Source organism: Caballeronia sp. INDeC2 (assembly GCF_023631325.1).
In the GTDB taxonomy this organism is placed as follows: Bacteria; Pseudomonadota; Gammaproteobacteria; order Burkholderiales; family Burkholderiaceae; genus Caballeronia.
Window position 1 is genome coordinate 42,904 of record NZ_JALQDG010000040.1, and the last position, 12,058, is coordinate 54,961.

The window sequence follows — 12,058 nt, forward strand, 5'->3', positions numbered from 1 at the left end:
TGCGGATGACGGGCGGGAAAGGAAAGCCGATCCTAGCCCGCGTGCGTGACCGTGTCCATCGGGTTGATTAATTATCCAACCTGTTGGAATATGGCTGCTCGCAATGCCCGAACCCGCACATGGAAAAAGCCTACGACGTCCCCGCGCTGCGCCGCGCGAGCGACATTCTCGAAGTCCTCGCCGCCGCCGCGAAACCGGTGCGCGCCGCGTCGCTCGCCGAAGAGACCGGCCTGTCGCGCAGCACGCTTTATCTGATGCTCGAAACGCTCGCGCGCATGCAATGGATCGAAAAACACGACGACGGCTACATGGTCGGCGTCGGTCTGTTCGAGCTCGGCAACGCGTACGTGCGCCACGACAAGCTGCAGGCCGCGTTTCGCGAGGGCGCGGGCGCGTTCATCAATAAGCACAACGAGGTCGTGCAGCTCGCGGTGCTCGACGGCGTGCAGGTCGTCTATATCGCTCGGGAGGACGCGCATCGTCCTGTGCGGCTCGTGTCCGATCTCGGCTCGCGTCTGCCCGCGCATTGCTGCGCGCTCGGCAAGGCGCTGCTGGCGGGAATGGCCGATGAAACCGTGATCGAGCGCCTGCCCGAGCGTCTCGAAGCGGTGACGCCGCGCACCATCACGCGGCGCGCGGCGTTGTTGCGCGAACTCGCGTCGATCCGCGCGAGCGGGCTTGCGGTCGAGCGCGAGGAAGTGGCGGAAGGACTTGCGTGTTTCGCGGCGTATGTCGGGATGACGCCGGCGGGCAAGCGCGTCGCGGTATCGACGAGCGTGCCGATCGGCCGGCTCGATCCGAAACGTGAGAAGCAGATCTCGATCGGCATCGTGCAACTCGCGGCTCACTTGCGCGGCGCGCTCTGACGATACGACGCGCGAGCGTCCATGCGGCCCGCCGAAGCAGCGAAGCGCGTTTCGACCGACTCCATTCCCTTATGCGCGGGCGAAGAAGCCGGCACATGCGCCGCGATCAGCACGTCGCAGCGCGCATGTGAGCAGACCACGTCGCGCAGACGCGCTTCGCCGTGACGCCAGCCGGTGTCCGCCTCGCCGCCGAGCACGATGAGATCCGCGCCCGCCGCCTTAGCCTCGTTCGCGATCAGCTCGCCGACGCTCGTGCCGTCGAGCGGCTGCGTGATGCTGCGCGCGATGCCGTCGATGCCCGCGCTGTCGATCAGCCGCGCCGCGTAGCGTGTCACGGCGCGCGCGTGATCGTCGATGACGTGGAGCGTGTCGCCCGGACTGCTGTCGGCGGTGACGATGGCCCACCACGGCATCTGATCGACGATATGCAGCGCCGTGAGCCGCGCGTTGCAGGCGCGGGCGCGCGTGATGGCGGTGGTCAGGGCGCTTTCGCTGAGGCTCGTGCCGACCGCGACGAGAATGTGCTTGTACATGATGGCTCTCCGGTGTGTATCGCTCAGACCGGATGATCGGCGCGCAAAGTTAGCCGCGAATGAGCGCGAGCCTGCATCTTTTACAAAGGAACTTAACAATCGTGCCGACCGGCATCGGCGTGCGATGTTGCGCTTTCATGCCAGCCCGCACACACGTTCGGTTTCAGCGGCATCGCGCTGCGTGGGGAACGCTGTTTGCTTGCCGAGAGCGCTCGAATGCAATCACGCAAGTTCAGCCTGCGGTTCCGCCCGGCGTCCGTCCGGGATCCATCCGAAAGTGAGCGGCGATGTCAGACCGAGACGACTCCGACAAGCAAGACGACGCGCGAGAACGCGAGCGCGCGTCCTCGCACGACGATGCGAGCGACAAAGACGATAGAAAGAAAGACGACGGCGACGATGAAAAGAAGCCCGCCAAGAAGCCCGGAAAAAAGCCGCTGATCATTCTCGGCATCGTGGTCGTCGTACTTGCGATCGGTGCGTTCGTCTGGTGGTTCATGACGCGCAATCAGGTCAGCACCGACGACGCCTACACCGACGGCGACGCCGTCACGATCGCGCCGAAGGTGTCGGGCTATGTCGTGACGATGAACATCGACGACAACCGCTTCGTGCATCAGGGCGATCTGCTCATCAAGATCGATCCGCGCGATTATCAGGCACAACTCGATCAGGCGAACGCGCAACTCGGGCTCGCGCAGGCGCAACTGCATGCGTCGGAAACGCAGCTCGAAGTCGCGCGCGTGCAGTATCCCGCGCAGCTCGCGCAGGCTCAGGCGCAGGAACTCACTGCGCGCGCCAATCTCGTGCAGGCGAGCGCGGCGTACGAACGGCAGCATTCCGTCGATATTCGCGCGACCTCGCAACAGAACATCGACACCGCGACGGCGCAGCAAAAGAGCGCGCAGGCGAACGTCGCGCAAGCGCGCGCGCAGGTTCGCACCGCGAGCCTCGTGCCGCAGCAGATCGCGCAGGTCGTGGCGGCGGTCGAGGAGCGGCGTCAGCAAGTGCGTCAGGCGCAGGCGCAGGTCGAGGCCGCGCAACTGAACCTCTCGTACACGGAACTGCGCGCGCCCGCGGATGGCTGGATCACCAAGCGCAACGTGCAATACGGCACGTTCCTGCAGGCGGGCACGTCGATTCTCACGCTCGTCACGACGCGCGTATGGGTCACGGCCAACTTCAAGGAATCGCAACTGGATCGCATGCAGCCGGGCGACAAGGTCGATATCGACGTCGACGCCTATCCCGCGATGAAGCTGCACGGTCATGTCGACAGCGTGCAACTCGGCAGCGGCTCGCGCTTCTCCGCGTTCCCCGCCGAAAACGCGACGGGCAACTTCGTGAAGATCGTGCAGCGCGTGCCGGTGAAGATTCTCATCGACGATGGACTGAAGCCGGGGACGTCGCTGCCGCTCGGGTTGTCCGTTGTGCCGACCGTCATGCTGCGGCATTGAAACCATGAGCGATACGACCGCGCAACACGACCACAGCGGCTGGAAGCCGAGCGCGAATCCGTGGCTCATCGCCGTGGTCGTAACGCTCGCGGCGTTCATGGAAGTGCTCGACACGACCATCGTGAACGTCGCGCTGCCGCACATCTCCGGCACCATGTCCGCGAGCTACGACGAAGCGACGTGGACGCTCACGTCCTATCTCGTCGCGAACGGCATCGTGCTGCCGCTTTCCGCCTACTTCTCGAAAATTCTCGGACGCAAGCGTTACTTCCTGATCTGCATCGCGGCCTTCACGGTGTGCTCGTTCATGTGCGGTATCGCGACGAATCTCGGGCAACTCATCATCTTCCGCATCCTGCAGGGCTTCTTCGGCGGCGGCCTGCAACCGAGCCAGCAGTCGATCATTCTCGACACCTTTCCGCCCGAGCAGCGCGGCCGCGCGTTTTCGATTTCGGCGGTCGCGATCGTCGTCGCGCCCGTGCTCGGCCCGACGCTCGGCGGCTGGATCACCGACAACTTCACGTGGCGCTGGGTCTTTCTCATCAACGTGCCTGTGGGCGTGCTGACGACCATCGCGGTGATGCAGTTCGTCGAAGATCCGCCGTGGGAAAAGCGGCAGGATCCGAAGAAAGTGGGCATCGACGTGGTCGGCATCGGGCTGATCGCGCTCGGGCTCGGCTGTCTGCAAGTGTTTCTCGATCGCGGCGAGGACGACGACTGGTTCTCGTCGAACTTCATCGTGACGTTCGCGGTGCTCGCGGCGGTGGGCATAGTCGGCGCGACGTTCTGGTTGTTGTACGCGAAGAAACCGGTGGTCGATCTGCGCGTGCTGAAGGACCGCAATTTCGCGCTCGGCTCGGCGGCGATCGTCGGCTTCGCGTCGGTGCTTTACGGGAGCGCCGTGCTGATACCGCAACTCGCGCAACAGCAACTCGGCTACACCGCGACGCTCGCGGGTCTCGTGCTGTCGCCCGGCGCGATCTGCATCGTGTTTTTGATTCCCATCGTCAGCAAGTTGATGAACGTGATCCAGACGCGCTTTCTCGTTGCGTTCGGCTTCTTCCTGATGGGATGCGCGTTGCTGTATTCGCATCATCTCGTGCCCAACATCGACTATGTGACGCTGACGAAGATGCGCAGCGCGCAGTCCATCGGCATCGGCTTTCTGTTCGTGCCGGTGACGACGCTCGCGTATCTGTCCTTGCCGAAGTCGATGAACAACGACGCTTCCGCGCTCTTCACAATGTTCCGCAATGTCGCCGGTTCGATCGGCATATCGCTCGCCACCGCGATGATCCGCGAGCGCACGCAGGCGAACATGGCGCATATGGTCGAGCATCTGACGCCGCTCAATCAGCCATACAACGACACGGTGCAGCGCATCGCGCGCACGCTCGTGGACTCCGGCCAGACGATGACGCAGGCCATGTCTGCGGCGACCGGCCAGATGTACAAGACGCTCGTGTCGCAAGCGACGATCCTCGCGTATCTCGACGTGTTCGCCGCGTGCGCGATCTTCGCGTTCCTGTTCATTCCGCTGACGTTCTTCTTTTCGCCCGTGAAGGCGTCGGGCCAGGCGGGAGGGCATTGAGATGAAGCCACGTCACTGTCTGCCGATGCTCGCGCTCGCGTTGAGCGCATGCGCCGTCGGCCCCGACTACGCGCCGCCGAAAGCCGATGTCCCGGCCGACTGGAGCGACACGCAGCGCGCGCTGAACGCGCCCGACGATCCGCGCGTGCCGCGTGCGGATGCGCCGTCGACGGCGCAGACATCGGCCGATCCCGATCCGCGCTGGTGGAAGCAGTTCGACGATCCGATGCTGGATTCGCTGATCGAACGCGCGGTCGCGGGCAATCTCGACTTGCAGAGCGCCGTGCTGCGCATCGCGGCGGCGCGCGAAGAAAGCGTGTCGGCGGCGGCGCAGGGCTTGCCGCAGGTGAGCGCGAGCGCGAGCGTGATGCGTCAGCAATTGGGCGTGAAAGGGCTGCTCGAATCGGAAGGCGTGTACGACCGGATCGATAGCCTCGGCGCAAACGGTGCGCAGATACGGCAAGGTATCGACTCGGCGACGGGCCCGGTCACGCTCTTTCAGGATGGCTTCGATGCATCGTGGGAACTCGATCTCTTCGGTCGCGTGCGGCGCTCGGTCGAATCTGCGAATGCGCAGACGCAGGCCGAGATCGAAAGCCGCAACGACGCGCTCGTGTCGCTCGAATCGGAAGTGGCGCGTACGTACGCACAGTTGCGCGGCGCGCAGGCGATCAAGCAGATCACGCTCGCCGAGATCGACGCGGAGCAACAGATTCTCGACCTCACGCGCGAACAGGCGCGCGTCGGTCTGACGAGCCAGCAGGACGTGCAAAGCGCAAGCGCGCAAGTCGGATCGTTGCAGGCGCAACTCCCGACGCTCGACGCACAAATCGCGCAGGCCATGAACGGTCTTGCCGTGCTGACCGGCGGCGCGCCGGGCACGCTCGACGCGGAACTGTCCGATGCGCGCGCGTTGCCGCCCGTGCCGCCGACGGTGCCGGTCGGCTTGCCATCGACGCTCGCGCGCCGGCGCCCGGATATTCGTCGCGCCGAAGCGCAACTGCATGCCGCGACCGCGGAAGTGGGCGTCGCGGTCGCGCAGATGTATCCGGATATCTCACTAACTGGGCAAGTGGGCACGCGCGCGACGAAGGCGCGTTATCTCGCGCATTGGTCGAGCCTTTTCTGGTCGGTCGGGCCGAGCATTTCGCTGCCGATCTTCGAGGGCGGCGCGCTGCGTGCGAACGTGCGAGTGGCGAAGGCGCAAGCGGGGCAAGCGGCGTTGCAGTATCGGCAAACGGTGCTCAATGCGCTGCAGGAAGTCGATAACGCGCTGGTGTCGTATCGCACGGAGCAGGATCGGCGCGCGGCGCTCACGCGAACTGTCGAAGCGAACCGCGTCAGCCTGCAACTCGCGACGGACAGTTATCGCAAGGGACTCACGCCGTTCGTGACCGTGCTCGATGCCGAACGCCAGCTTGCGCAGACGCGCGAACAGCTCGCGCAATCGACGGTCAACGTGACGACGGATCTCATCGCCGTGTACAAGTCGCTCGGCGGCGGATGGCAGGACGGCGAAGCGGCCACCGCGCAAAATTAACGGCGGCGTTTTTTCCAGTCGTAATCGGCGGGCGGATCGGCGACGCCCGGCTTGCCGACCGCATGCGGGTTTTCACTGCACAGCGTGACGAAGCCGATGTCCTCGCCGTCGGCCTGGCGCTTGCGCAGGTCTTCCGCGAAGCGAAGCGCGTCGGCGAGCGCGTGTTCATCGAACCTTTTGAAGCATGCCGCGCCGTCGATATCAGGGTTGCCGCCGAGCCAATACACGACGAACATCGTTTAGCCTCTCGTTTGGGGATGTGTGCACCATCGTCGACGCCCATGCACGGCGATGAAGATCCTGCACGGCGCACGTGCATCTGCGCGCCGCGACAGCCACGGGGTATTCCCGAAGTTTAACGTCGGCGAGGCGCATGCCGTCTCACGATGACTTCGGCAAGCTCGCGAGGGAATGATCGTTGCTGTCATCTTCGCTCATTCCGAGGCCCAAACGATGCAACGACACGACCGTGTTCCTCCGCAAGCGCTGTGGCAGATTCCGCCGCGCGCGACGCGCTATGTCGAGCCGCGCGTGCTCATCGCCGATGACGACATGGAGGCGACGCGCGCGATCTGTCTTGCGCTCGAGGACGCGGAGTTCACCGTGCGCGCGGTGCACACCGGTCTCGACGCGGTGTCGCTCGCGCGCAAGTGGCGGCCGGGCGTGGTGCTGCTCGATCTGATGATGCCGCTCGGCGACGGCTGGGAGGCGGCCGAAGCGATCCGCGCGATCGATCTTTCGATGTTGTTGATCGCGCATACGAGTTGCACCGATCCGGAGGACCTGACGCGCGCGCAACGCACTGGCTTCAACGGCTACTTCGTCAAGCCGACGGAGATCGACGGCATGATCGCGCTGCTGCGCGACTATTTCTCGGCGCGGGAAGGCGAAAGCGATCACGCATCGGTGCGCTTGCGCTGAATGTCGGCGAGCCTTGGCACGAGCTGATCGATATCGCGCTGCGCGTGCTCCTTCAGCATGTCTTCCCAGTACTGGCAATAACCGGCCCAGAACGGCATCTGCGTATGCGCGGATGCGGCCGTCGGCAACGGATCGGGCAGCATCCTGCTGAGACGACGGATCTCCTTGTGCTTCCATTGCAGCAGCGCGCGGCGATGTCCGCGTCGCGGCGGACACATCTCGTTCATTCTCGCGACGGCGATCGAAAAGCCTTCGGCGGGCCGCGATGCCATCTTCGTGAGCACTGCTGTTTGCGGGCGCGGCCCGCGTTCGTGACAGATGATCGCGCCGATCTGGCCAAGGATGAACATCGCTTTCGCCATCGGCGGCTCGGAATAGTGTTGCATGGCGCCTCTCGGATTTATCGTTATGAGTCTTCTTGCAACGGGCGTCGAAGTATTCTCGGTATTGATCTTGATACGCGGTGTCTTCGCGTATTTATAAGATACCGTATTCAGATTGATCTGAATTCTGTATCGACAAAAAGATACAGTGGCGCAAGGATTGATGGCGATGCAAAGCAGAAACGCCCCTGCGTTTGCATGCAGGAGCGTTTTCATTTGATGATGCGTGCGGGATTAGTGCTGCTTGAAATCAAGATGTTGCGGCTCTTCGATGCTTACCGGCACTTCCTTCGCCCGATAATGCTCGGCTGCGGCATTCGCGCCGCGCTCGTAGAACGACTGCGCCGTGTGCTGCTCGAGCGCTTCGATGACGGAAAGCTGCTCTTCCGCGATCGAGTGCATGAGGCTGAGAATATCGCGCTTCATCGTGTCGGGGAAGGTCGAGAAATGCTCGAATCCGCTCGGCGCGGCGACCATGTTCACGAGCGACGAAAGCAGGCGCGCGCGGCTCTTGCAGTGCTCGCTGATCGGCATGGAATGGGAGACGACGGTATTGCCCTGCGTGTCGACAGTGATCTGGACGCCTTTCATTTCGCACCCGGCTGTTTGTGGATGTCGACATCAAAGCCGAGTGCGCATTAAGAATCGGTGGAACGCCTCTCAAGCGCGCGGTCCGCATCCGCAATGGATTGGAGCGGAAATCGAAACGGCGCGTCCAGAACGTGGCGGACGAACAGGTCGCGCACGCCCGTTGGCGCGTCGTGGCTATCGCAGGTTGTGGCGGCGACGATCCGCTCGCGCGGCGCGACGAAGATGAACTGCTCGCCGTGTCCGGACGCGAAGACGTAGCGCGGATCGATCCAGCAAAGATAGCCGTATTGCGCGTCGTCCATCGGTGGACCACCCGCGCTTTGCACGGACATGGCTTCGTCGATGAAGGTTTCGCCGATGAGCTGCGTGCCGCGCCATACGCCGCGATGCATCATCAGAAGGCCGAGGCTGATCATGTCGGACGTGCGCAGCATGAGCCCGCGGCCGCCGAATGTGTGGCCTTCCTCGTCGCTGATCCATTCGCTCGTCGCGATGCCGAGCGGCGCGAACAGCGTGTCGCGCGCATAGCGTTCGAGCGTGCGTCCCGTCACCGATTCGATCACGAGCGACAGCAACTGGACCGCATGCGAGTCGTATTCGAAGCGCTCGCCGGGCTGCGTGATCGGCCGCGACAGAATGAAATGCAGACGGCTCTCGTCGTGACGAAAGCGATCGCATGGACCGAGCACGCATTCGTCGATGACGCTCTGATCCCATTCGAAGCCCGATGTCATCGTCAGCAGATGGCGCAGCGTGATGCGCTGTACGCGGCTGTCGAACTCGGGCTCGCGCATCGACGGCAAGATGCGGCTGACGGGCGTATCGAGCGGCGGCAACACGCCTTCATGCAGCGCCGCGCCGATCGCGAGTCCGACGACCGTCTTCGTGACAGAATTGATGTCTTGCAGGCTGTCGGGCGCAACGTCTTGCCGATAATGCTCGAACACGATGCGATCATCGTGCGCGACGATGAAACTACGCACGCCGCTTTGCTCGGTCAGCGCGCGTTGCAATGAATCGTGATTGACCATCGTGAGAAAAATATAAAGGATATCGAATCAAAATACGATCGTCATGCAGCTTTATCCGAATCGTGTTACACATTGAGCAATCCGGATGCCAGACACGACGGCATTGCAGTCTTCCAGCGGTTTCAACTCACTTTCAGCGAGCCTGAATTTGTTTGTCCGACGACTCGCGACGCTCTGGCGCCTTGGCCGGGCGTTCGTCCACGAAAGCCATCAGACGCATCTTGCCGACGACGGCGCGGCGATGACACACGTCGCGCGCTTTTTCGCGTCGCATGGCGCGCGCGCCGCGCCGCTCGGAGCCGGCGTGCCCGCGCTCTCTCAGCTTTCGCGCGTGCTGGAAAACGCATCCGGCGCACTGGCGCGTCATCCCGCGCTCGCGGAAACGGCGGTGCGCGTCGCGCTTGCCGAACTCGACGGACTTTTCACGCCTTACGATGCAGCTCGCTTTCGCGCGGCTTGCAAAGCGGCGTTTCCCGTTACGCTCGCCTTCGAGCTCACCGCGCTGTGCGACGTGCCGTTGCGCTCGGGTGTCGCGGAACAGACGCATGTCGCGCGCATCGGCGCGTTGCCCGTGCGCGTCACGCTTCTGCGCGCGGACGCCCATGCCGAACTCGAAGACGATCTGGATCTCGCGCTCGCGGCGGCGCGTTTCGCGGAACGGCGCTCGGCGAAGGCGCGCGACTTGCATCCGGTGGAGTGGGTGCGCCGCGCGCGCGAGAGCGTCGACGCGATGATCGACTTGCGTCAGCGCGCCGCCGACCAGAGCTACTTGCGCTTCCGTCTGCGCGACGACGATCGCCTCGCCGTGCCTGAAGTGCTTTGGGACTATTGCAACGATGCCGTGCTGACCACCCGCGCGATCGAAACGGCGGCGCTGTCGGATGCGGATGCGCTCGCATCATGCGGGCTCGATCAGGCCGATGTCCTCGCGACGCTCATCGAAGCATTTTTCGAAATGGCGCTCGGCGTCGGGCTGTATCACGCGGGGCTGGACGCGGCGGGCGCGCGCGTGAGCATCGAGCCGGACACGCGCGGCCAGATCGTGCTCGAAGCCGATAACCCGATGATGATCTTCGCCGCTCATGAGCGCGATTTTCTCGTCGGCGTGTCGCATGCGCTCATGGACGGCGATCACAAGGCGGCGGCCCGCGTGCATCTCGAGCACGGCCGGCCCGAGGCGAACGCGACGCATCACGAGGTGCGCGTCGAAGCGACGTATCGGCGTGAGGCGGAGCGTTTCGCGTCGCCGCATGCGAGGCGAAGCGCGGGCGTCGCGTCGCTGTTCGGCGCAATCGGCAAGGCGCCCGCGGAGCACATGTTCAGCGTGGCGCACGGGCGCATCGCGTCGCGGGCGATGCTGCTGTCGAGAGCGGCGGAAAGGATCGAGCGCGTCGCGCAGGACATCGCGCCGAACGTCGATGTATGGAAGATCGCACGCAAAGTTATCGTGCGGCTCGCGGCGGACCAGTTTAGTTGCAGGAATCTGGCGGCGCGCCTCGCGCATGAAGCGACGCATTGGCCGCATACGCTGCCGCGTTTGCCGTCGCTCATCGCGCATCGTGCGGCGGCGGCGCAACGCACGCGGCGCACGGTGTTTCGTTAGCGCGTGCCGGGGCTCATGCGCTCCGCGATCGCGCGGCACGCTTCCTTCAGCGGCGTGATGTAGGTTTCGAGCGGCGTTGCGCTCTTTCGGAACAGCGGAATGCTGACGCTCACACAGCCGAGCGTCGCGCCGTTCGCGCCGACGATCGCGCTGCCGTAGCAAAAAATCTGCGCCTCGTTTTCTTCGCGGTCTTCGGCGTAACCGCGCGTTTGCGTCGCGTCGAGTTCGGCGTCGAGCGCTTTGCGGTCGACAATCGTGTTCGGCGTGAAGCGCGCGAACGCGATGCCTTGCAGGAGCGCGTCGCGTTCGGCGGGCGTTTGCGTCGACAAATACGCCTTGCCGACAGAACTCGAATAAAGCGTCACCCGCGTGCCGATGCGCGAGGCCATGCGCACCGCGTGCGGGCTTTCGAGCTTCTCGACATACACCATCTCCGAGCCGCTGCGCACCGCCAGATGCACGGTTTCCTGCGTTGCGTCGCGCAGCGCCTGCAAAGCATCGGCCGCGGCGATACGCAAATCCGAGCGCTCCCAGCTTCGGCTCGCGAGCGACATCAGCCGAGGGCCGAGCGCGTAGCACCCGCCGCGCGCGTTCTCGACGACCAGCCCTTCCGCCAGCAACGCGCCGACGATGCGATACACCGTCGGGCGCGGATAACCGCTCGCCGACGTGAGACGCGCGATGGTCGGCGGCTCGTCGGCATCGGCGATCAGCTGCAGCACCGCCATGAACTTCGAGAAGGCGGCGGTGCCGGTGGCTTTGGCGGCGTCGAGGGAGGTGGTGTCTGAAAGCATGATGCGCGAATCATGCCACGAGATAGCCGCCATCGACGGGCACGACCGCGCCCGTCATGAACGACGCCGCCGGCGACGCGAGAAACGCCGTCACCCGCGCGACGTCTTCGGGCAAGCCCCAGCGCTTCATCGGCGTGCGATCGAGGATCGCCTGCGAACGGCCGTCGTCGTCTTGCAACGCTTGCGTGAGCGGCGTCGCGATCCAGCCGGGCGCGACCGCGTTCACGCGAATGCCGTCGGCGGCGTAGGCGATCGCGAGCGACTTCGTCAGTTGCGCGACGCCGCCCTTGCTCGCGCTGTACGCGGGCACGAGGCCGCCGCCGAAAAACGTCAGCATCGACGCCGTGTTGACGATCGAGCCGTGGCTCTTCGCGAGCAGCGGGCGCGCGGCCGAACACATGCGCATCGTGCCGTTGAGATTCACGGCGATCACGCGCTCGAACGTTTCGATGTCGTGCTCGTCGCCGCGACGGATCATGCCGGCGCAATTGACGAGCACGTCGAGCGTGTCGAGCGTCGCGAACAGCGCGGCGGTGCTGCCGGCATCGGCGACATCGAGTGCGGCGAGTTCGACGTTACCGCCCAAGGCATCGCGTTGGGCATCGGTCGGCGCAAGACCCGCTGCAACGACGCGCGCGCCGAGCGCCGCGAACTGCTGCGCGATGCCCGCGCCGATGCCCTGCGTGCCGCCCGTGACGACGACGGTCTTGCCCTTGAAGAGATCAGCTTGAAAAGTCATATCGGTGAG

Annotated in this window: 13 protein-coding genes; 6 read left to right on the forward strand and 7 right to left on the reverse strand. The window is 64.5% G+C overall.

Features of this window, described 5'->3' with window-relative positions:
* Nucleotides 1–119: 119 nt before the first annotated feature.
* Nucleotides 120–866, forward strand: a complete 747-nt coding sequence (locus tag NCS28_RS24665; RefSeq protein ID WP_250516396.1) for an IclR family transcriptional regulator — start codon at nt 120–122, stop codon at nt 864–866.
* Here the strand turns inward: NCS28_RS24665 and NCS28_RS24670 are convergent.
* Nucleotides 845–1,399 carry a universal stress protein gene (locus NCS28_RS24670; protein ID WP_250516397.1) on the reverse strand — a complete coding sequence of 185 codons (555 nt, stop codon included), beginning with the start codon at nt 1,397–1,399 and terminating at the stop codon, nt 845–847. The genes NCS28_RS24665 and NCS28_RS24670 overlap by 22 nt on opposite strands.
* A 287-nt stretch (nt 1,400–1,686) precedes the next feature.
* On the opposite strand from NCS28_RS24670, the gene NCS28_RS24675 reads away from it, so the two are divergent.
* Genes NCS28_RS24675 through NCS28_RS24685 form a run of 3 tightly spaced genes read left to right on the forward strand, consistent with a single transcriptional unit; the run spans nt 1,687 to nt 5,987 of the window.
* Entirely contained in the window at nt 1,687–2,856 is a 1,170-nt protein-coding gene (locus NCS28_RS24675) for an HlyD family secretion protein (protein WP_250516398.1), read from the forward strand.
* Between the two features lie 4 nt (nt 2,857–2,860).
* Nucleotides 2,861–4,447, forward strand: a complete 1,587-nt coding sequence (locus NCS28_RS24680) for a DHA2 family efflux MFS transporter permease subunit (protein WP_250516399.1) — start codon at nt 2,861–2,863, stop codon at nt 4,445–4,447.
* A 1-nt stretch (nt 4,448) separates the two neighbouring features.
* Entirely contained in the window at nt 4,449–5,987 is a 1,539-nt protein-coding gene (locus NCS28_RS24685; protein ID WP_250516400.1) for an efflux transporter outer membrane subunit, read from the forward strand.
* On the opposite strand, the gene NCS28_RS24690 is transcribed toward NCS28_RS24685, so the two are convergent.
* Nucleotides 5,984–6,223 (reverse strand): hypothetical protein, encoded by a 240-nt coding sequence (locus tag NCS28_RS24690; protein WP_250516401.1) that lies wholly within the window; start codon nt 6,221–6,223, stop codon nt 5,984–5,986. The genes NCS28_RS24685 and NCS28_RS24690 overlap by 4 nt on opposite strands.
* 217 nt (nt 6,224–6,440) lie before the next feature.
* Between NCS28_RS24690 and NCS28_RS24695 the strand changes: the two genes are divergently transcribed.
* Nucleotides 6,441–6,908, forward strand: coding sequence for a response regulator (locus tag NCS28_RS24695; RefSeq protein ID WP_250516402.1), 468 nt, complete (start codon nt 6,441–6,443; stop codon nt 6,906–6,908).
* Here NCS28_RS24695 and NCS28_RS24700 read toward each other — a convergent pair.
* The 3 genes from NCS28_RS24700 to NCS28_RS24710 all read right to left on the reverse strand — a co-directional run bounded on the left by NCS28_RS24700 (nt 6,884) and on the right by NCS28_RS24710 (nt 8,865).
* A complete protein-coding gene (locus NCS28_RS24700; protein ID WP_250516403.1) occupies nt 6,884–7,294 on the reverse strand; it encodes a hypothetical protein in 411 nt (136 codons plus the stop codon). The two genes, NCS28_RS24695 and NCS28_RS24700, sit on opposite strands and share 25 nt — an antisense overlap.
* 231 nt (nt 7,295–7,525) lie before the next feature.
* A complete protein-coding gene (locus tag NCS28_RS24705) occupies nt 7,526–7,882 on the reverse strand; it encodes a hypothetical protein (protein WP_250516404.1) in 357 nt (118 codons plus the stop codon).
* Nucleotides 7,883–7,929: 47 nt separating this feature from the next.
* Nucleotides 7,930–8,865, reverse strand: coding sequence for a serine hydrolase domain-containing protein (locus NCS28_RS24710; RefSeq protein WP_250516405.1), 936 nt, complete (start codon nt 8,863–8,865; stop codon nt 7,930–7,932).
* Between the two features lie 196 nt (nt 8,866–9,061).
* Between NCS28_RS24710 and NCS28_RS24715 the strand changes: the two genes are divergently transcribed.
* Nucleotides 9,062–10,516, forward strand: a complete 1,455-nt coding sequence (locus NCS28_RS24715; RefSeq protein WP_250516406.1) for an AarF/UbiB family protein — start codon at nt 9,062–9,064, stop codon at nt 10,514–10,516.
* Here the strand turns inward: NCS28_RS24715 and NCS28_RS24720 are convergent.
* On the reverse strand, nt 10,513–11,310 hold the full coding sequence (locus tag NCS28_RS24720) for an IclR family transcriptional regulator (RefSeq protein WP_250516407.1): 798 nt from the start codon (nt 11,308–11,310) through the stop codon (nt 10,513–10,515). The two genes, NCS28_RS24715 and NCS28_RS24720, sit on opposite strands and share 4 nt — an antisense overlap.
* A gap of 10 nt (nt 11,311–11,320) precedes the next feature.
* Entirely contained in the window at nt 11,321–12,049 is a 729-nt protein-coding gene (locus tag NCS28_RS24725) for an SDR family NAD(P)-dependent oxidoreductase (RefSeq protein WP_250516408.1), read from the reverse strand.
* Nucleotides 12,050–12,058 lie beyond the last annotated feature (9 nt).

Coding starts and splice junctions, on each gene's coding strand:
- NCS28_RS24725 (WP_250516408.1), bottom strand. CDS start 12,049: ATGACTTTTCAAGCTGATCTCTTCAAGGGCAAGACCGTCGTCGTCACG.
- NCS28_RS24680 (WP_250516399.1), top strand. CDS start 2,861: ATGAGCGATACGACCGCGCAACACGACCACAGCGGCTGGAAGCCGAGC.
- NCS28_RS24720 (WP_250516407.1), bottom strand. CDS start 11,310: ATGCTTTCAGACACCACCTCCCTCGACGCCGCCAAAGCCACCGGCACC.
- NCS28_RS24705 (WP_250516404.1), bottom strand. CDS start 7,882: ATGAAAGGCGTCCAGATCACTGTCGACACGCAGGGCAATACCGTCGTC.
- NCS28_RS24690 (WP_250516401.1), bottom strand. CDS start 6,223: ATGTTCGTCGTGTATTGGCTCGGCGGCAACCCTGATATCGACGGCGCG.
- NCS28_RS24670 (WP_250516397.1), bottom strand. CDS start 1,399: ATGTACAAGCACATTCTCGTCGCGGTCGGCACGAGCCTCAGCGAAAGC.
- NCS28_RS24700 (WP_250516403.1), bottom strand. CDS start 7,294: ATGCAACACTATTCCGAGCCGCCGATGGCGAAAGCGATGTTCATCCTT.
- NCS28_RS24675 (WP_250516398.1), top strand. CDS start 1,687: ATGTCAGACCGAGACGACTCCGACAAGCAAGACGACGCGCGAGAACGC.
- NCS28_RS24695 (WP_250516402.1), top strand. CDS start 6,441: ATGCAACGACACGACCGTGTTCCTCCGCAAGCGCTGTGGCAGATTCCG.
- NCS28_RS24685 (WP_250516400.1), top strand. CDS start 4,449: ATGAAGCCACGTCACTGTCTGCCGATGCTCGCGCTCGCGTTGAGCGCA.
- NCS28_RS24665 (WP_250516396.1), top strand. CDS start 120: ATGGAAAAAGCCTACGACGTCCCCGCGCTGCGCCGCGCGAGCGACATT.